This window comes from Rhodanobacter sp. IGA1.0, from assembly GCF_040208325.1.
Taxonomy (GTDB): domain Bacteria; phylum Pseudomonadota; class Gammaproteobacteria; order Xanthomonadales; family Rhodanobacteraceae; genus Rhodanobacter; species Rhodanobacter spathiphylli.
This window is the reverse complement of record NZ_CP157948.1, coordinates 1,121,930-1,140,760: the sequence shown is the minus strand read 5'-3', so window position 1 is coordinate 1,140,760 and position 18,831 is coordinate 1,121,930. Positions and strand designations below refer to the sequence as shown.

Sequence of the window (18,831 nt, the reverse complement as noted above, 5' to 3'; positions counted from 1 at the left end):
TCGCGGCAAGGGGTCGTCAACCGATGCGTCTGCGCCACATCGAAGTGTTCCATGCGGTGCTGACCACCGGCAGCCTGACCGGGGCGGCGGACCTGCTGAACATCTCGCAGCCTGCCGCCAGCAAGGCGTTGCAGCATGCCGAACAGCAACTGGGCTTCGCCCTGTTCAGCCGGGTGCGCGGACGCCTGCAGCCGACCCAGGAAGCACTGCTGCTGCGTCATCGCGTCGACAAGATCATCCAGGATCTGCACGACCTGCAGCGCCTCACGGCGAACATCGGCGACCCTGAAAGCTCGCCGCTGCGGGTGACCTGCACGCCGACCCTGGCGCATGCGCTGGTACCCGACGCGACCACCCTGCTGCGCAAGTCCTTTCCCAACACCACCGCCGAACTGTTCACCCAGCACTCGGCGGAGATGTGCGAATCGCTGATGCTCCACGAAGCGGACATCGGGCTCACCCTGCAGAACGCCGGCCACCAGGGCCTGCACCAGGAGCCGCTGTGCCGCGGCCACATCATGGTCATCGCCCCGCCCGGCTGGTGGTCGCCGGAGGAACTGGCGCAGCCGCTGCCGGTCACCGCGCTGGCCGACCAGCCGATGGTCGGCATCGCGGTGCACGATGCGCTGGGCCGCATGCTGCAAGGCCACTTGAGCCAGGTGGTGCCGGCACCGCGCACCGCAGTCTGGGTGCAGACCTACCAGCTGGCGTATTCGCTCGTCGCGCAAGGCGAGGGCCTGGCCCTGGTCGATCCGTTCACTGCATCGTGGGGCGGCGGGAAAACCGTGCAGACGCGCCCGCTGAAACTGCAGCTGGACGTGGTGCTCCACGCGCTCTATCGGCTGGACAGCCCGCTGAATCCGCTGCAGAAGCGCTTCCTCGGCCTCGTCCGCCAGCTGGCCCAGCAGATGCTGGGCCAGGCCTGAGGCGCCCGGCGCGGCGCTCCGGCCTCAGCCACACCCACAACCTTTGGTTATGCCTGGTGCCGGTCTTTTCATTGGAGGCCGGCGCGGGGCTGTGACTATCCTCGATCCGTGTCGTGAGGGGGAGAGTGGATGTCCGAGCGGAGCACGCCTCGATCAGATGCAGGGCCAGTCCGCGCGGTGGCGACACGCCGACGCGGCATGCACCCGAGCCGGCGGCAGCACCCACGGGGCGGAAGGGGCCGCCTCGATTCCCGATGCAGTAAGTCAACGATTCGCTGCGAAGTCGTCGCCCGCCGACCGGACGGTCTCACCGCCCGGGCCGACAGCATCCTGTTGCAAAACATCCGGGGAGAATGTTCATGAACAAGCGTTCCGGTCGGCTCGTTCCGACCTTGCTGTCTGCCGCGATCCTGCTGGTACTGGCCAGCGCCGCCACGGCACAGGAGGCCGATCCGCAAGGCGGGGCGCCCGCCGCCACGCCGACCAAGGCGAAGGACCTCGGGCCGGTGGTGGTTACCGGCACCCGCGCCGGCAACCGCACGGAAAGCTCGTCGCTGACGCCGATCGACGTGATCTCCGCCGACGTGCTGAAGCAGACCGGCACGATCGACCTGACCCAGGCGCTCGAGCGCGCCATCCCCTCGCTGAATTTCCCGTTCGCGCCCGCCTCCGACACGTTCGCGTTCCAGCGCCCGTTCGAACTGCGCGGCCTGTCGCCGGACCAGGTGCTGGTGCTGGTGGACGGCAAGCGCTGGCATCCCGGCGCGCTGGTGCTGAGCCTGGGCCAGATCGGCCAGGGCTCGCAGGGCATCGACCTCAACACGATCCCGCTGTCGGCCATCGATCACATCGAGGTGCTGCGTGACGGCGCCTCCGCCCAGTACGGTTCCGACGCGCTGTCCGGCGTGGTCAACATCATCCTGAAGAAGGGCGCCAAGGGCGGCGACGTGCAGGTCAGCGGCGGCCAGTTCTCCGCCGGCGATGGTCGCCAGTGGCAGGGTGCGGCGAACTTCGGCATTCCGCTGGGCGGCGACAGCGGCTGGCTGCGCATCACCGCCGAAGACAGCAACCAGAGCCCCAGCAACCGCGCCGGTGTCGACCGCCGCCCCGGCCTGGCCCAGCTCGGCGTGAAGTTCCACTTCGGCACCGTCTCGTTCAAGAACAAGAACCTGTTCCTCAACACGCAGTACGACATCACGCCCGGCGTGCAGTTCTATGCGTTCGGTCACTACGGCCGCCGCGTGGGCGAACCGCGCGGCTTCTATCGTTACGGCAGCAACACCGCCTACCCGAACAACCCGCTGATCGGCCTGGTCTATCCGGACGGCTTCCTGCCGCGCGAGCACGGCGACTCGGCGGATACCTCGCTGGTGGCCGGCCTGCGCGGCACCTGGAACGGCTGGCGCTGGGACGTCAGCGGCAACTACGGCGGCAACCGCGTCTCCTACAGCACGCGCAATTCCACCAACTACGCGATGCTCAATGATTTCGGCAGCAGCCCGACCAGCTTCCACGACGGCATCCTCACCGCCAAGCAGCAGACCTTCGACATCGATATCTCCAGGGAAGTCGCGTTCGGCTGGCTGCCCAATCCGCTGACCCTGTCCTTCGGCACGCAGTACCTGCGGCAGAGCTACGACGTGGAGGCCGGCGACTTCGGCTCGTACTACGTGGGCACCTCCGGCGTGCGCGGCGGCGCCCAGGGCTTTGCCGGCTGGGGCCCGCAGGACGCGATCTCGGTGGCGCGCCACGACGTTGCCGAATACCTGCAGCTGGAAGGCAACCTCACCGACCGCTTCGGCTTCTCCGCCGCGCTGCGCCACGAGGACTATTCGGACTTCGGCACCACCACCTCGGCTGCGCTGTCCGGCCGCTTCGACTTCACCGACTCGTTCGCCCTGCGCGGCAGCGCCTCGACCGGCTTCCGCGCGCCGGGGCTGGGCCAGCAGCACTATTCGGAAACCACCTCCGCCGCCTACGGCGCCGGCAACTCGCTGGGTCTGCCGCCGGGCATCTACCTGCGCGGCCTGGTGCCGGTGGACAACCCGCTGGCAAAGCTGCTGGGCAGCGAGCCGCTGAAGGCGGAGAAGTCGCGCAACTTCACCGCCGGCGTGGTGTGGAACCCGACCAACGCGCTGAACATGTCGTTCGATGCCTACCAGATCACCGTCACCAACCGCATCGCGCTGTCCAGCTCGCTTTCGCTGTCGACGCCTTCGGTGGTCGCCTACCTGGCCGCCAACGGCGTCACCAACCTGCAGTACAGCGGCCTGTCCTACTTCACCAACGCCGGCACGGTGCGCACCCAGGGTGCCGATGTGGTGACCAGCTACCGCAGCGACTTCGGCGACAACGGCAGCCTGATGTCGACGCTCAGCTACGGCTACCACAAGAACAAGGTCACCGACGTCAAGCCGAACCCTCCGGTGCTGGACTCGCTGGGCGTGATCTTCCAGCGCCTCAACCGCAGCGCGATCAAGGGCCTGCTGGCCGACACCGCGCCGCGCAGCAAGCTGATCCTCAACGAAACCTACAGCCTCGGCCACTGGGCCTTCAACGGCACGCTGACGCGCTACGGCCGCATCACGACGTACGGCTCGACCAGCTATCTGAATGACATCGTCTACCCGCACAAATGGCTGCTCGATCTGGCGGTCAGCTACAACCGCGACCGCTGGACCTTCACCGTGGGCGGCGACAACGTGCTCGACACCTATCCGAAGAAGGTGCCGCAGAGCGACGACCAGAACGGTGCCTTCCCGTATTCGTCCAGCTCGCCGTTCGGCTTCATGGGTGCCTACGTGTACGGCAAGGTGCAGTACCACTGGTAGGCAAGCCCGCTGCGGCGAAGGTCCCGCTGCACGCCGGGACCTTCGCCGACGCTCCATGCAGACGGCCATCGCCGGCATGCCCCAACCATCAGTTATGCAAGGCAAGCGTCTTTTCATTGGTGGCACGCGACCGCCCGTGACTATGCTCGAACCTCATCGTGGAGAGTGAACGAATGACCGAACAACACACGCTGCGCAGCGATGCCGGAATCGCCCGCCGCACCACGACGCGCAGCCGGTCGCGCTGGCGCCGCACCCTGCTGGCGCTGGCGCTGCTGCCGGCGCTGGGCGCCCTGGCCCACGCGCAGGACGCCGCGACATCGACGACCACCGCGTCGAAGACCGCCGCCATCGCCAGCGCCAACGCACTGGCCACCGAGGCCGGCTTCGAAGTGCTGGCGCGCGGCGGCAACGCGGTGGATGCAGCGATTGCGGTGGGCAGCACGCTGTCGGTGGTGCAGCCGGAAGCGTCCGGCATGGGCGGCGGCTTCCTCGCCGTGATCCACGACGCGGCCACCGGCAAGGACACCTTCATCGACGCGCGCGAGATGGCGCCGCAGGCGGTCAGCGAGAAGGATTACCTGAAGGCGGACGGCACGCCGAACCGCGACACCTCGCTCAACGGCCCGCTGGCTGCCGGCATCCCCGGTTTCCCCGCCGGCGTCGCCTACATGTCGGGCAAGTACGGCAAGCTGCCGCTGGCGGCGTCGCTGAGTCCGGCGATCCGGATCGCCGAGCAGGGTTTCCATCCCAGTGGTGCACTGGTTCGTTCGATCGGCTACAAGGCCGAAGTGCTGCGCCGCTACCCCGCCTCGTCGGGCAAGTTCATGCCGGGCGGCAAGGCGCCGGTCGAAGCGGACCTGTTCCGCGATCCGAACCAGGCACGCACGCTGAAGGCGCTCGCCGCCAACGGCGCGGACGGTTTCTACAAGGGCGCGGTGGCGAAGGAACTGGTGAAGTCGGTGCGCGCCGCCGGCGGCACCTGGACACTCGTCGACCTGGCGAACTATCGCGCGAAGGAACGCCAGCCGATCGAGCTGCAGTACGCCGGCTACAAGGTGATCACCGCGCCGCCGCCCTCCTCCGGCGGCGTGGCGATCGCCGAGATGCTCAACATCCTCGCCCCGCTCGACCTCAAGAGCATGGATGAAGCACACCGCATCCATTACCTGGTGGAGGCGATGCGCCGCGCGTTCCGCGACCACAACGAATACCTCGGCGATCCCGACTTCGTGAAGATGCCGCTGGACATGCTGCTGTCGCCCTACTACGCGGACGGCCTGCGCCAGAGCATCCTGCCCGAGCAGGCGACCAAGTCGGCGTGGCTGCCGTCGGTGCATGCGAAGAGCCCCGGCATGCACACCACGCACTACTCGATCATCGACAAGGACGGCAACATGGTCTCGATGACCGCCACGGTGAACACGACCCTGGGTTCCAGCTTCGTGGCGGGCAAGACCGGCATCCTGCTCAACAACGAGATGGACGACTTCGCCCTGGTCTCGGGCCAGCCCAACGCGTTCGGCCTGATCGGCGGCAGCGCCAACGCGCCGGTCGGCGGCAAGCGCATGCTGTCGTCGATGTCGCCCAGCATCGTGGTCGGCAAGGACCGCCTCGCGGTGATCGGCTCGCCCGGCGGCTCCACCATCATCACCCAGGTGTTCGAGGCGATCCTCGCCTTCGTCGACGGCAAGGACGCGGGCCAGATCACCGCGCAGAAACGCATCCACCACCAGTTCCTGCCCGACCGCATCGACATCGAAAAGGGCAGCGACATCCCCGCCGACGTGCTGGCCAAGCTGAAGGCGATGGGCTACGAGATCAACGACACCGAGACCTGGGGCAACATGAACGTGGTGGTGTGGGACAAGACCAGCAACACCAAGACCGCCGCCAGCGACCCGCGCAATCCCAACGGCCTGGGCAAGGTCGAAACCGCCCATTGAGGCAGCCGGCCGCAAGGCCGGTTGCGACACCGCGAGCTGCTGGCGGTTGCCCAGCCAGGGTTCACGTGCCCGATCTTCCGCCTCCTTCCACTTCCCCCTGATCGACGGCGCCGCCGCCACCTGGAGTCCTCTTTCATGTCCACCCAAGGCGATGCGAAGCCTTCCGCGCAATGGCGTCCGCCGTACCTGCTGTACCTGGGCAACGCGGCCGATGACCTGGCCATCAAGACGGCCAGGGGCGTGGCCTACTGGCGCCCGGAATGGTGCGTGGGCCAGCTGCGCCATCCCGACTGCAAGCCCACGCTGGACCTGCCCGACATGAGCATGGCCGAGGCGAAGGACCTCGGCGCGAACACCATGCTGATCGGCACCGCGAACGCGGGCGGCACGATGGCGCCGGAGATCGTGGCCGCCGCCATCGAGGCGCTCGACAGCGGCCTCAACGTGGTCGCCGGCCTGCACCACAAGCTGCGCGAGAACCCCGACATCGTGGCCGCGGCGCAGCGCAACGGCCGGGTGCTGTTCGACGCCCGCGATCCCGCGCCCGGCATCCCGGTCGGCAACGGCCGGCCGCGGGCAGGCCGGCGCCTGCTCACCGTGGGCACGGACTGTTCGGTGGGCAAGATGTACACCACGCTGGCGCTGGAACGCGCGATGCGCCAGCGCGGCCTGCTGGCGGACTTCCGCGCCACCGGCCAGACCGGCATCTTCGTCGCCGGCGCCGGCGTGCCGATCGATGCGGTGGTCGCGGACTTCATCTCCGGGGGCGCGGAGTGGATCTCGCCGGCGCGCCACGATGGCGGCTGGGACCTCATCGAAGGCCAGGGCTCGCTGTTCCATCCCTCCTACGCGGGCGTGTCGCTGGGCCTGCTGCACGGCTCGCAGCCCGACGCCCTGGTGCTGTGCCACGAACCCACCCGGCGCCACATGCGCGGCCTGCCCGACTACCCGCTGCCCGAGCTGAAGCCGTGCCTGGAGGCGAACCTGGTCGCCGCGCGCCTCACCAATCCGGCGGTGAAGCCGGTGGGCGTCGCGCTGAATACCTCCGGCATGGCGGCGGGCGAAGCCGCCGACGCCTGCAAGCGAATCAGCGACCTGCTCCAGCTGCCCTGCCAGGACCCGGTGACCATGGGTGTCGAAGCGATCGTGGACCAGTTGCTCGCATGCTTCGCGAACTGAACATCAGCGAGCGCAGCTTCCCGCTGGTGGCACCCTTCCGCATCGCGCGCGGCGTGAAGTACGCCGCCGACGTGGTCACGGTGGAACTGCACCAGGCAGGACGGACCGGGCGCGGCGAATCGGTGCCGTATGCGCGCTACGGCGAATCGATGGCCTCGGTGCTCGACGAGATCGAGTCGCTGAGGGCCGAGCTGGCCGCCGGCATGGGCCGCGACGAACTGCAGCTGCGGCTGCCGCCCGGCGCGGCGCGCAACGCGCTGGACGCGGCGATGTGGGACCTCGATTCGCAGCTGAGCTCGGTGCCGGTGTGGGTGCAACTGGGACGACCGCCACGCGCCACCCTGCGCAGCGCGATCACCCTCAGCATCGACACGCCCGCGCGCATGGGCGAGGCGGCCGCGCGCATCGCCGACGCCGGGCTGATCAAGATCAAGGTGGACGCCGACGACCCGGCCGCGCGGATCGAGGCCGTGCGGCAGGCCGCGCCCCGCGCGCACCTCATCGTCGATCCCAACGAAAGCTGGACCATCGAGATCCTGCGCGACCTGCAGCCGCTGCTGGAACGCGCCGGCGTGGAACTGCTGGAACAGCCGCTGCCCGCCGATGCCGACGAGGCCCTGCTGGGTTTCCACAGCCGCATCCCGATCTGCGCCGACGAAGCCTGCCACGTCACCGCCGACCTGCCGCGACTGCGCGGCCGCTACCAGGCGGTCAACATCAAGCTGGACAAGACCGGCGGACTCACCGAGGCTTGGCGACTGCTGCGCGCCGCGCGTGCCGACGGATTCAAGATCATGGTGGGTTGCATGGTGTGTTCGTCGCTGGGCATCACCCCGGCACTGGAAATCGCCCGCGAGGCGGAGTTCATCGACCTGGATGGCCCGCTCTGGCTGCAGCACGACTACGCCGACGGGGTGAGCCTGCACGACGGTTTCCTGCTGCCGCCCGCGCCCGCCTTCTGGGGCGGCTGACGATGCCGCGGCCGGGCAGCACGCCATGCTGAACCTCGACGCGATCCAGAGCCTGGCCTGCGGCGGCCTGTTCCTGCTGGTCGGCTATGCGATCCGCAAGCGCGTGCCGCTGCTGGCGCGCTTCAGCATCCCGGCGCCGGTGATCGGCGGCCTGCTGGTGGCGCTGGCCCTGCTGGCCTGCCGCCAGTGGGAGGTGGCCCCGGTGCGCTTCGACACCACCTTCAAGCAGCCGCTGATGATCGCGTTCTTCACCGCGATCGGCTTCAACGCCAGCACGTCCCTGCTCAGGATCGGCGGTCGCCAGCTGCTGCTGTTCCTGGGCCTGGCCAGCGGCCTGGCGGTGGTGCAGAACCTGGTCGGCATCGGCCTGGCGACCGCCTTCGGCCTGCCGCCGCTGTTCGGCGTGATCACCGGCTCGGTGACGCTCACCGGCGGCCCGGCCACCGGCATGGCGTTTGCTCCCGTGTTCGCCGAGGCCGGCGTCCATGGCGCGGCCAGCGTGGCCCTGGCCAACGCCATGGCCGGCATCGTGCTCGGTTCGGTGATCGGCGCGCCGGTGGCGACGATGCTGATCGAGCGGATGAAGCTGCGCACGCCGATCGGCTCGCCCCGCACGGCCAGCGCGGTCGCCGTGGCGCTGGCCGACGAGCCTCCCGCCAGCGCGCCGCGGGTCGGGGAGGCCGCCTATGCGGGACTGCGCAACTTCGTCTGGCTGCTGCTCGCGATGGGACTGGGCGCCTGGATCAGCGGCGGACTGGGCCAGCTCGGGCTGACCCTGCCGGCCTACATCGGCGCCATGCTGGTCGGCGCGCTGATCCGCAACATCGACGACCGCCACGGCTGGTTCGGCCTGTCGATGCCGACCATCGACATCATCGGCAACACCTGCCTGTCGCTGTTCCTGGTGATGGCGCTGATGGACCTGCACCTGTGGGAACTCAGCGGGCTGGCGCTGCCGCTGCTGGTCAACCTCGGCGTGCAGTCGCTGATCGTGGTGGCGTTCTGCTGCTGGCCGCTGCTGCAACTGATGGGGCGCGACTACGACGCGGCGGTGATGGCCAGCGGCTTCATCGGCTTCATGCTGGGCACCACCGCCAACGCGATGGCGGTGATGAGTTCGCTGACCGAGCGTTACGGCCCGGCGACACGCGCCTTCCTGGTCGCGCCGATCGTGGGCGCGTTCCTGATCGACTTCACCAACGCCCTGGTCATCACCGGCTTCATCAACGGCTGGAAATGACGGCCACAAAAAAAGGGCGGCTTGCGCCGCCCTTTCCTCATGCCTGCCGCAGGCTCAACTCACCAGCCGCAGCGTGAACGGATAACGGTACGCCGTGCCTTCATTGGCCTTGATCGTGCCGATGATTGCCAGCACCAGCCAGGCCACGAACACCACGGCCAGCACCAGGAAGCCGATCAGGATGAAGCAGAGGATCCAGCCCACGATGGCGGCGATCGCCACGGTGATGTTGAAGTTCAGCGCTTCCTTGCCCTGGTCGTTGACGAACGGCATGGTGTCCTTCTTGATCAGCCAGATCACCAGCGGCCCGACGATGCTGCCGAACGGAATGATCAGACCGATCAGCGCGGACAGGTGCGCGAACATCGCCCACTGGCGCTCTTCGGCGGAAGGGGCACCGGCCATCGGCGGTTCGCTCGGCGGGGGCGGAATCACGGATTCGGGTGGAACGCTCATGCGCATCTCCTTCTACGTCAAAAGTTCGCCGGCCGCTTGCCGGTTGCACCGATGCTAGCAAGGCTGGAGGCGCTTTGCCGCAGGAATCTGCGAAAGACCGGCAGAGCGACCCCACCCCGGCCCTCCCCTGCACGCAGGGGAGGGAGACAAGCGGCGCTTTGCTCCTTCCCCACTGCGTGCAGGAGAGGAAGACGAGCCGCGCTCTGCTCCTCCCCCTGCGTGCAGGGGGAGGCAGGGAGGAGGTTGCGCAGGGTGGCGAAAAAACCACGATCAAGAGCGACCCCACCCCAACCCTCCCCTGCTTGCAGGGGAGGGAGACAAGCAGCGCTTTGCTCCTCCCCTGCATGTAGGGGGGGGGAGACGAGCGGCGTTGCATGCAGTTGGTGGCTATTCGCCGGCGACGGTCATGCGGTCGAGCAGGATCGAGCCGGTGAGCAGGTGCGAGCGGATGTCCACGTCGCTGCCCACGGCCACGATGCCGTTGAACATGTCGCGCAGGTTGGCGGCAATCGTGATGCCTTCCACCGGGTAGGCGATCACGCCGTTCTCGACCCAGAAGCCCGCGGCGCCCCGCGAATAATCACCGGTGACGGTGGACACGCCCTGCCCCATCACCTCGGTCAGCAGCAGACCGGTGCCCAGCCGCGCCAGCATGCCGTCGAAATCGGATCGCTCGCCATCGGCCGCGCCCGCGTCCACCACCAGGTTGTGGATGCCGCCCGCGTTGCCGGTCGACGACAGGCCCAGCTTGCGCGCCGAATAGCTGCTCAGCATGTAGCGCGCCAGCACGCCCTTTTCGACCAGCGCACTGTCGACGGTGGCCACGCCCTCGGCGTCGAAGTTCGCCGAACCCTGGCCGCGCGCAAGATGCGGCCGCTCGTTGATGTCGAGCCACGCGGGCATCACCGGCCTGCCGACTTGGTCGAGCAGGAAACTGGCCTGCCGATACAGCGCGCCGCCGCTGACCGCATTCAGCAGATGGCCGATCAGTCCGCGCGCCAGCTCCGGCACGAACAGCACCGGGCATTGCCGCGTCGACAGGCTGCGCGCGCCCAGCCGCGCCAGGGTGCGTTCGGCCGCCTGGTCGCCCAGCGCCTGCGCCGTCATGAAATCGCCGGCGGCACGCACGCTGTCGTACCAGTAATCGCGCTGCATGCCGTCGTCGTCGCCGGCGATCAGCGCCAGCGACAGCGAATGCCGGGTGCCGCGCTCGCGCCCCACGAAGCCGTGCGAATTCGCATACACCGACAAGCCCTCGCCGGCCTGCACGCTGGCGCCGTCGGAATTGCTGATGCCCGGGTGGGCGCGGCCGGCATCCTCGATCGCGATGCCCAGCTCGATCGCCTGCGCGCTGTCGATGCTCCACGGATGCCACAGGTCCAGGTCGGGGAACGAGGTGGCCATGCGCGCCGCATCGGCCAGCCCCGCGGCGGGATCTTCCTCGGTGTAGCGGGCGATCGCGCAGGCCTGGTCGAGCGTGGCCTGGATCGAATCGGGGTTGAGGTCGGCGGTGCTGGCCGAACCCTTGCGCTGGCCGAAATACACGGTCAGCCCGAAGCCGCGGTCGCGGGTGTGCTCGACCGTCTCCACCTCGCCCAGCCGCACGTTCACGTTGAGGCCGCTGCTGATGCTGGCCGCCACCTCGGCCTGGCTGGCGCCCGCGGCGCGCGCCCGGCGGATCACGTCAGCGGCAAGATCGGCCAGTCGCTCCATGTCCTGTTCACTGCGATCCGGCGTCTGGCTGAGGGCAACTTCGCTCACGTTGGGCATTCCTGGGGATTAGGCGGGTAGAATAAGCGGTTCGCGACCGCCGGCTCCCGAATTGGGGGCGCGAGCGCGGATTGAAAGAGCTGCGGAGCACGTCCATGCAACCTGCCGCCGGCATTTATCGTCACTACAAGGGTCAGCGCTACCGCGTGCTGGGCACCGCGCAGCACAGCGAAACGATGGAGCCGCTGGTGGTCTACCAGGCGCTCTACGGCGACTTCGGCCTGTGGGTGCGCCCGGCGACGATGTTCTGCGAAACCGTCGAACTGGATGGCGAACCCCTGCCCCGCTTCGCGCTGGAGCAGGCCGAGACCACGCTGGCGCTCGACCACACACCAGGCGCCGCGGACCGCGAAGACCCGCAGCGCTGATCCACCCCATCCTGGAATGACACCGTGAGCCCGAGCCGCAGCCGCAACCAGTACGAACTCGAAGAAGAAGCGGACTACGGTCCCAGCCGCACCCAGCAGCGCCGCGATGCGCTGGCGGTGCTGGCGCTGGCCCAGCAGCTGGTGGACCTGCCGCCCAGCCGCCTGGCCAAGCTGCCCCTGCCCGACGACGTGCGCCACGAGATCGACGTGACCCGCCGCATCAGCTCGCACGGCGCGAAGAAGCGCCAGCTCGCCTTCCTGGCCAAGGTGATGCGCCGCTACGACGACGACGACTTCGCCGCGGTGCGCGCCGAGCTCGGCGAGAACCGCGAGAAGCAGCGCCAGGAAACCGCCGCGATGCATCGTCTGGAGTCCATGCGCGATCGACTGATCGCCGAGGATGAAGCCGCCCTGTCCGAACTGATCGCGGAGCATCCGCAGGTCGATCGCCAGCACCTGCGTTCGCTGGTGCGCCAGGCGCGCGTCGAGAAGGACACGCCGAACAAGCCGCCGAAGGCGTACCGGGATATCTTTCAGCTGTTGAAGGATCTGGCGCAGAAGGATGATTCGGCCGAAGGCTGATCGCTGCGCTTTTGCTCGCCGATTCGTGCATCGGCCGGCGTAGGGCGGGCACTGCCCGCCGGCTCTGACGCGCGTTACCTCACGTCGCTAACTCTGACTCGCTCCGCGCTCCAGCTTTTTTGTAGGAGTGCACCCTGTGCGCGATGCTCTTGCTTTGCCTATGGCATTCAGAGCAAAAGCTTTCGTCTGCCTGCGGCAGCCGAGCCACCTTTATCTGTGTGGCCAGAGAAACGTGGCCCAAAGAGAGGCCACCCCGCTTCCGCGCTTTCCGGGCCTCCTGCCCGGAAAGTTCGCGAGTCGGGGCCGGGCTTTTCGACAGCACATCCCTGTGCTGGCGAAAAGGCATCGGCATCCATGCCGATGCCCGCTACGCGGCCTGTCGTCCCCGCCTCGCCGCTGCAGGGGGGCCCCGGGTAGAGCAGCGGGCCATCGTGGCCCGCACTCGATGATGAAGCCGAAAGGCGACAGCCAGAGCGGAGCCGAAGCATCTGCGCACGGCAGACGCCGTGCGCGGATGTGACTCTATTGCTGAGGGCAGTCCCGATAACGGTGAGCACGGCGCAGCGCGGGCTATCATCACGTCGACTATTGGACGGGCTCTACAACGTGGGCGCACGCCACACAGCGCACTGTTGTTCGAGGATTTGTTCCGCGCGGAGTCAACCATGAATGCCATCACCTGCACGCAGAACCATCAGTGAGCACGATCTTTATCGGAGGTTCGCGTCACGTATCGCACCTGTCCAGCCAGGTCAGGGAGCGGATCAACAACGTCATAAGCAAGGGCCATGACGTTGTCCTCGGCGATGCCAACGGTGCCGACAAAGCAGCGCAAAAATTTCTGCACGAAGCTGGCTACCGCAAGGTCACTGTGTATTGCTCCGGCGATCGACCGCGCAACAACCTCGGGCAGTGGGACCTGCATCCGGTCGCGCCGCCCAAGTCGGCCAGGGGATTCCAGTTCTATGCCGCCAAGGATCGCGAGATGGCTGCGGCGGCCGACTTCGGCCTGATGATCTGGGACGGCAAGAGTCCCGGCACCGTGTTGAATGTGTTGCGTCTGATACGCGCCGGCAAGGCCGTCGTGCTGATCCACGGCTCTGCCGCATCGTTCACCCTGAAATCAACGCAAGACTGGGATACATTCCTTGACGGATGCAGCGACGAGTTGCGCATCGACCTGCATGATCGCGCAACTCCCGAAGAATGGCAGCCAGGCTCCACCAATCCGCAGGCCGGCCTGTTTACCGCAACACCCATTGCCTCGCGCGTGGCAGAGCAGTCGGTCGAATCAGTCTATGCCCCGAAGACTTCACCGGCGGCACCCGGCTAACCGAAGCAGCCCTGCGATAACTCGTGATCACCGTCAGCCTGGAAACCATGAAGATCGTCAACCGCCTTCCAGCGCTCGACATCCTCGCCAAGTGACCGGATAGAAATTAAAAGGCCCCGCAGTGCGAGGCCTTTTGATGTTGGTGTGTCAGAAGGCTATCTCACGATCTCTGAAAATTTCTTGAGAAGCTTGAACGTCTCATCCTTGTCTATCTGTTTCAGGAGTTCACTGACGGGGGAGACAGGATCGTGGTGTTCAGTCCCATAGAGTCTTACGGGATTCTCGCCGAATGTTGCGATGGCCCGCTGAAGTAGTTCAGCCGTCAGGGCGCCGTCTCCGACCGAAGCGACCTCCGCCTTGTAGCTCTGGAAGGCAAGCGCGGTCGCCGCTTTGTATTCGTAGTCTTCTTGCACACGACCCAGACGACCAATCTGCTTGGCTGCATACCAGCCAACCCATATCATGGGGCCCGCAACCGCGAGTCGCCTCAAGAGATTTACGATAAGAGCTTCGTAAGTGAATGTGGTCAGATCACTAACAAATGCGAGCGCGAGAACCAAAAGAACAACAACGGCACCACTGAATACGATTCCCCATGTACGACGCTCACTCTTTACTTGGGCTCCTCGATCAGTAAACGCACCGGCGAGACCTTGCTTACGTGCATCGATGAGTGCAGCTTGCAACGATGCGACGGCAGCACTTGCCTCAGACTTTGCCGTTTCTACTTCGGAATTCAGCTCCGTTATACGTTTCTCAAGTTCGGTCGACTTTAGCTCGGCCTGCGAGCGGTAGCCGACGATGTCTTTGTAAAGTTGCTCGACCTCGGCATTGCGCCCCAACACGGTCTTTTGCGCATCTTCAATCTCTTGCTGTACGTCGCTAAAACCTGCAGCCGTGTCGTCCCACGTCTTGAGCTCTTTCTGCATTTTGGTCTGCTGAACTTCAATTTCGGCCAGCGCCATCGTTATATCAGAGCTCTTTTCCAGGAATGCAGCCGCCTTCGGTGCCACTTCAAGCAACGTGCTCGCGCCTTCAACGCTCCCGTCGGCTAGTCGCTTGGCAAGATGCTTGGCAATCTCTGTACGTCGCCCTGCAAGCAGGGAGACAACCCCAGAAATAGAAACCAGCCGGTCGAGAAATAGAGGTTGCTGGATCAGCCACGGGCCACCATTGCCTCTGGCGGCGGCAACGTTATTGGCCAGTTCGCTTATCCATTTTGTCAACTGCGCGTTGGCTAAAGCACCTTCGGTCGGATCTAGCCGATTTGCTTTGCCTGAAAGAAACGTGAGCGTATCTAGCCACCCTTGGAATAGAGCCGTGAGCGACTCAGTGGGGGCATTGAAACCGATCGTGCTCAAATCAATTTCGCTCGGCCGTGCCGCAAGCAGCCCCGACCACTGATCACGCAAGTTAGTTACCGCTGCTATCGCCTGTTCCATGTCGGCCCCCTTGATATGAAAACATCATAGCCCCTCAAAACGGGTGGACTTCCACTACGCAAATCTCGAACCAGAAATAGCGGTCGGTCAAATATGCGCCGACCCGCTCTCGCAACCGCGCAGCGGTTGCGCACCGAGTGCGGGCCACGATGGCCCGCTGCTCTACCCGGGGGCCCCTCTGCAGCGGCGAGGCGGGGGCGACAGGCCGCGTAGCGGGCGTTGCCTAGGATGGCAACGCCTTTTCGCGCGGGCAGGAGCCCGCTCGAAAAGCCCGGCCCCGACTCGCGAACCTTGCGGACAGGCGAGGGCATGGATGCCCGAGTTGAGGCAACGCAGGAGCAGTTGCCCGATGTCCGCAAGGCGCGGAAGCGGGGTGGCCTCTCTTTACTCCGGGCATCCTGCCCTCCGCCCTTCGGGCCGGCTTCGCCGTTCGCGCCGCTCCTGCGGCGCAGTGGGCCACGTTTCTCTGGCCAAACAGAGAAAGGTGGCTCGGCTGCCGCAGGCAGACGAAAGCTCTTGGCTGCTCAGATCGCCAGCCAGACGTAGAAGTACAGCGTGTTGTTGGCGCTGGCGCTGCGCCCCGCCCCGTCGATGTTGTGCACCAGCCCGCTGAAGCGCGTGAAATACGTGTATTGCAAGCCCAGTCGCACGTTGGCCCATGGCTGCCGCCACGAAGCGGACTGGCCGAACGGGTTGTAGTTGAACTCGACGGATTCGCCACGCGTATCGGGTGAGCCGTTGTTGCCGTACAGCGTGACATCGTTGCTGCCATTGTCGGCGAACGAGGCCAGCGTCACGCCGTAGGTGTCGCGATACCAGTAGCTGCCCTTGAGGTTGAATGCCTGCAGGCTGTTGTGCAGGTGGTCGGCGCCGCCGTCGGCGTAGGTGGCGTCCAGCCGTTGCTGCTCACGTACATACAGCGCGTCCACGGAGACGCTGTGATCGCCCTTGGTGTACTGGTAGCTGGAATCCACTCCGACATCGCGAAAGCGATCAGAGGGGCCAGTCAACGCCACTGCGTCACCGACGGGGTTCGCGCCGACCAGACCCCGACGCATGCTGAGCAGGAATCCGCCGATGGAGAGATCACCGTTGGGCAGTTGCCATGTATAGGCCGCGCGCGCGTACGGCGCGATGCCACTGAGGCGACCGTCGTAACCGGCGTTGACGTGACGCAGGAACGACGGCGACAGCGAACGATAGCCGCCGGCCTCCAGGTACCAGGCGCCATCCAGTTGCACGTAGGCACTGGCGCCGATGGATTGGCCACCCAGACCACCGAACAGCATCGGTTGCGCCGGTGCGCCTGGCGCCAGATCCGCCGACAGGTAGGGATACATCCAGGCCGGTGCGGTGTTGAATACGTCGCTGACGGTGGGGTTGTTGTTGACCGAGATGCCCCAGATGCCGGTATGGTTGCCACGACTGAACATGCGCGCGTAGCGCACGTCCATGTTGTCCCAGCCGAGCAAACCGCCGTTCTGGGAATAGGTGGCTTGCGCAAACACGCCCATGTGTTCGCTCAGCCGTCCGGCCAGAAATACCGAAGCCTGCTGCAACTCGGCATTGTCGTTGCGGCCGAAGCCCGTGGCAGGAATATCGGTCTGCGCTTTCCGGGTATGCGTGAACGACTCCACCAACATCGCCGATAGCGGCACCTGCTTGCCGTCGCCGACCTTCATGGAGTAACCCATCAGCTTGAACTGGCGCCCGAACGCGGTGAGTTCCGGACCGAAGGCACCGACGTGGCACGCCGCGCAGGGGAGCTGAGTCTGCCGCGCATAGGTGGGAACCGCCAATGCCAGCGTGGGCACGACCGCCAGCCACGCCAGCACGACCAGCAGCATCCAGCGCCGTGGCAGGCGCATGGACGCGAATCGGCTCCCGGCGCGGCCCTTGCAGTGCTCGTTCATGCGCATTCGCTCCATCGTCAGGAAGGACAACGTCGTCAGCCTGCGCCGATGGGTGCAACTCATGTTGACTTCGATCAAGCAACCCGGGGGACGACTCGCGGAACTTCCACGCCGGCCGGACACTCGCTCGCAACTACTTTCGAACCCGCGTCGATGGCAGACAAGGCAAGGGCGCGCTCCCGCGAGCGTTGCCGGGGACGAGGTGACGCGCGGAAGGGCCGGCGGGCAGTACCCACCCTACGGTGAGCGGTGCACAAGGTCGACTAAAAGAGCATCGCGCACAGGGTGCGCTCCTACGGCTGCTGCGATGATCAGGAGGCGGTGCCGCCCACCGTCATCGAATCAATCTTCAAGGTCGGCTGACCCACGCCGACGGGCACACTCTGGCCGTCCTTGCCGCACACGCCCACGCCCTCATCCAGCGCCAGGTCGTTGCCGATCATCGACACGCGATGGAGCACTTCCGGACCCGAACCGATCAGCGTGGCGCCCTTCACCGGACGGGTGATCTTTCCATCCTCGATCAGATACGCCTCGCTGGCCGAGAAGGTGAACTTGCCGTTGGTGATGTCGACCTGGCCGCCGCCGAAGTTCGGCGCGTACAGGCCATTCTTCACCGAGCGGATGATTTCCTGCGGATCGTGCTGACCAGCCAGCATGTAGGTGTTGGTCATGCGCGGCATCGGCAGCGCGGTGAAGGATTCGCGGCGGCCGTTGCCGGTGGGGGCCATGCCCATCAGGCGCGCGTTGAGCTTGTCCTGCATATAGCCTTTCAGAATGCCATCCTCGATCAGGGTGGTGCACTCGGTGGGCGTGCCTTCGTCGTCGATGCTGAGCGAGCCGCGGCGGCCAGCCAGGGTGCCGTCGTCGACGATGGTGACGCCTTTCGCGGCCACGCGCTGGCCGATGCGGCCGGAGAACGCGGAGCTGCCCTTGCGGTTGAAGTCGCCTTCCAGGCCGTGGCCGATCGCCTCGTGCAGCAGCACACCGGGCCAGCCGGGGCCGAGCACCACGGTCATGTTGCCAGCGGGTGCGTCGACGGAGTCGAGGTTGACCAGGGCCTGGCGCACCGCTTCGTCGGCGAACGCGAGCGCGCGACCGTTCTCGATCAGTTCGCGGTAGCCGTAGCGACCGCCGCCGCCGGAATAGCCCTGCTCGCGGCGGCCGTTCGCTTCGGCGATGACCTGCACGTTGATGCGCACCAGCGGGCGCACGTCGGCGGCCAGGGTGCCGTCGGAGGCGGCGATCAGGATGGTGTCCATGGTCGCGGCGAGGCTGACGATGACCTGCTTGATGCGCGGATCGCGCGAGCGGGCATACGCGTCGACTTCGCGCAGCAGGGCGATCTTGTCGGGGTTGGGCAGGCTCTCGACCGGGTCGATCGCGGGATACAGCGCGCGCGCGTTGTGCAGCGCCAGCGGCTTGCCGGCGCCGTTGCCGTCGTGGGCGATCGCGCGGGCGGCTTTCGACGCTTCCAGCAACTGCGGCAGCACGATCTCGTCGGAATAGGCGAAGCCGGTCTTTTCGCCGGACATCGCGCGCACGCCCACGCCCTGCTCGATCGAGTGGCTGCCGTCCTTGACGATGCCCTCTTCCAGCGTCCACGACTCGCTGCGCGAATGCTGGAAGTACAGGTCGGCGGCGTCGATCGACGGGCCCATCAGCTGGGCGAACACGCGGTCGAGGTCGCCGGTGGCGATGCCGCCGGGGGACAACAGCTTGCTTTCGGCGAGGGCGATCAATGAATCCATGGGATGCGGTCGGTCTGCGGTAATTCCGGAACTATCCCACATGGGGCTGCGGCGCCGCGCTTTAAAGCCTGCGCCGCCGTCTTCCACTACCATGCGGAAACGCCAGTCGGCCCATCAGTGAAG

14 protein-coding genes are annotated in these 18,831 nt (G+C 66.4%); 9 read left to right on the top strand and 5 right to left on the bottom strand.

The annotated features are described in order from the left end of the window. Positions 1 to 23: 23 nt before the first annotated feature. The 6 genes from ABNK63_RS05035 to gltS all read left to right on the top strand — a co-directional run bounded on the left by ABNK63_RS05035 (position 24) and on the right by gltS (position 9,093). Positions 24 to 926, top strand: coding sequence for a LysR substrate-binding domain-containing protein (locus ABNK63_RS05035; RefSeq protein WP_007804424.1), 903 nt, complete (start codon positions 24 to 26; stop codon positions 924 to 926). A 359-nt stretch (positions 927 to 1,285) separates the two neighbouring features. Next, positions 1,286 to 3,757 carry a TonB-dependent receptor gene (locus tag ABNK63_RS05030; RefSeq protein WP_350016856.1) on the top strand — a complete coding sequence of 824 codons (2,472 nt, stop codon included), beginning with the start codon at positions 1,286 to 1,288 and terminating at the stop codon, positions 3,755 to 3,757. 173 nt (positions 3,758 to 3,930) lie between these two features. Beyond that, positions 3,931 to 5,703 carry a gamma-glutamyltransferase gene (gene ggt / locus ABNK63_RS05025; RefSeq protein ID WP_350016855.1) on the top strand — a complete coding sequence of 591 codons (1,773 nt, stop codon included), beginning with the start codon at positions 3,931 to 3,933 and terminating at the stop codon, positions 5,701 to 5,703. Positions 5,704 to 5,838: 135 nt separating this feature from the next. Further along, positions 5,839 to 6,882: an N-acetyltransferase DgcN gene (dgcN, locus tag ABNK63_RS05020; RefSeq protein WP_350016854.1), complete on the top strand. Its 1,044-nt coding sequence runs from the start codon at positions 5,839 to 5,841 to the stop codon at positions 6,880 to 6,882. Continuing rightward, positions 6,867 to 7,853, top strand: coding sequence for an N-acetyl-D-Glu racemase DgcA (dgcA, locus tag ABNK63_RS05015; RefSeq protein ID WP_007804416.1), 987 nt, complete (start codon positions 6,867 to 6,869; stop codon positions 7,851 to 7,853). The genes dgcN and dgcA overlap by 16 nt, the downstream gene beginning before the upstream one ends. 25 nt (positions 7,854 to 7,878) lie before the next feature. After that, on the top strand, positions 7,879 to 9,093 hold the full coding sequence (gene gltS / locus ABNK63_RS05010; protein ID WP_350016853.1) for a sodium/glutamate symporter: 1,215 nt from the start codon (positions 7,879 to 7,881) through the stop codon (positions 9,091 to 9,093). 54 nt (positions 9,094 to 9,147) lie between these two features. Here gltS and ABNK63_RS05005 read toward each other — a convergent pair whose 3' ends face one another. Then, positions 9,148 to 9,549 carry a DUF4870 domain-containing protein gene (locus ABNK63_RS05005; protein ID WP_007804411.1) on the bottom strand — a complete coding sequence of 134 codons (402 nt, stop codon included), beginning with the start codon at positions 9,547 to 9,549 and terminating at the stop codon, positions 9,148 to 9,150. A 387-nt stretch (positions 9,550 to 9,936) separates the two neighbouring features. Continuing rightward, positions 9,937 to 11,310, bottom strand: coding sequence for a metalloprotease PmbA (gene pmbA, locus ABNK63_RS05000; RefSeq protein WP_350016852.1), 1,374 nt, complete (start codon positions 11,308 to 11,310; stop codon positions 9,937 to 9,939). A gap of 104 nt (positions 11,311 to 11,414) precedes the next feature. On the opposite strand from pmbA, the gene ABNK63_RS04995 reads away from it, so the two are divergent. The 3 genes from ABNK63_RS04995 (at position 11,415) to ABNK63_RS04985 (ending at position 13,602) form a co-directional block, all read left to right on the top strand. Further along, positions 11,415 to 11,687 (top strand): DUF1653 domain-containing protein, encoded by a 273-nt coding sequence (locus ABNK63_RS04995; protein WP_350016851.1) that lies wholly within the window; start codon positions 11,415 to 11,417, stop codon positions 11,685 to 11,687. A gap of 24 nt (positions 11,688 to 11,711) precedes the next feature. After that, positions 11,712 to 12,269 (top strand): ribosome biogenesis factor YjgA, encoded by a 558-nt coding sequence (gene yjgA / locus ABNK63_RS04990; protein ID WP_350016850.1) that lies wholly within the window; start codon positions 11,712 to 11,714, stop codon positions 12,267 to 12,269. Between the two features lie 697 nt (positions 12,270 to 12,966). Beyond that, positions 12,967 to 13,602: a putative addiction module antidote protein gene (locus ABNK63_RS04985; RefSeq protein ID WP_350016849.1), complete on the top strand. Its 636-nt coding sequence runs from the start codon at positions 12,967 to 12,969 to the stop codon at positions 13,600 to 13,602. A 155-nt stretch (positions 13,603 to 13,757) separates the two neighbouring features. Here the strand turns inward: ABNK63_RS04985 and ABNK63_RS04980 are convergent, their stop codons facing one another. From ABNK63_RS04980 to tldD, 3 genes are all read right to left on the bottom strand, one after another. Beyond that, positions 13,758 to 15,044 carry a hypothetical protein gene (locus tag ABNK63_RS04980; RefSeq protein WP_157582393.1) on the bottom strand — a complete coding sequence of 429 codons (1,287 nt, stop codon included), beginning with the start codon at positions 15,042 to 15,044 and terminating at the stop codon, positions 13,758 to 13,760. Positions 15,045 to 15,568: 524 nt separating this feature from the next. Further along, on the bottom strand, positions 15,569 to 16,912 hold the full coding sequence (locus ABNK63_RS04975; RefSeq protein WP_350016847.1) for a cytochrome C: 1,344 nt from the start codon (positions 16,910 to 16,912) through the stop codon (positions 15,569 to 15,571). Positions 16,913 to 17,268: 356 nt separating this feature from the next. Further along, the gene (tldD, locus tag ABNK63_RS04970; protein WP_350016846.1) at positions 17,269 to 18,708 is read right to left on the bottom strand and encodes a metalloprotease TldD; all 1,440 of its coding nucleotides are present in this window, start codon (positions 18,706 to 18,708) and stop codon (positions 17,269 to 17,271) included. Between the last annotated feature and the right edge of the window lie 123 nt (positions 18,709 to 18,831).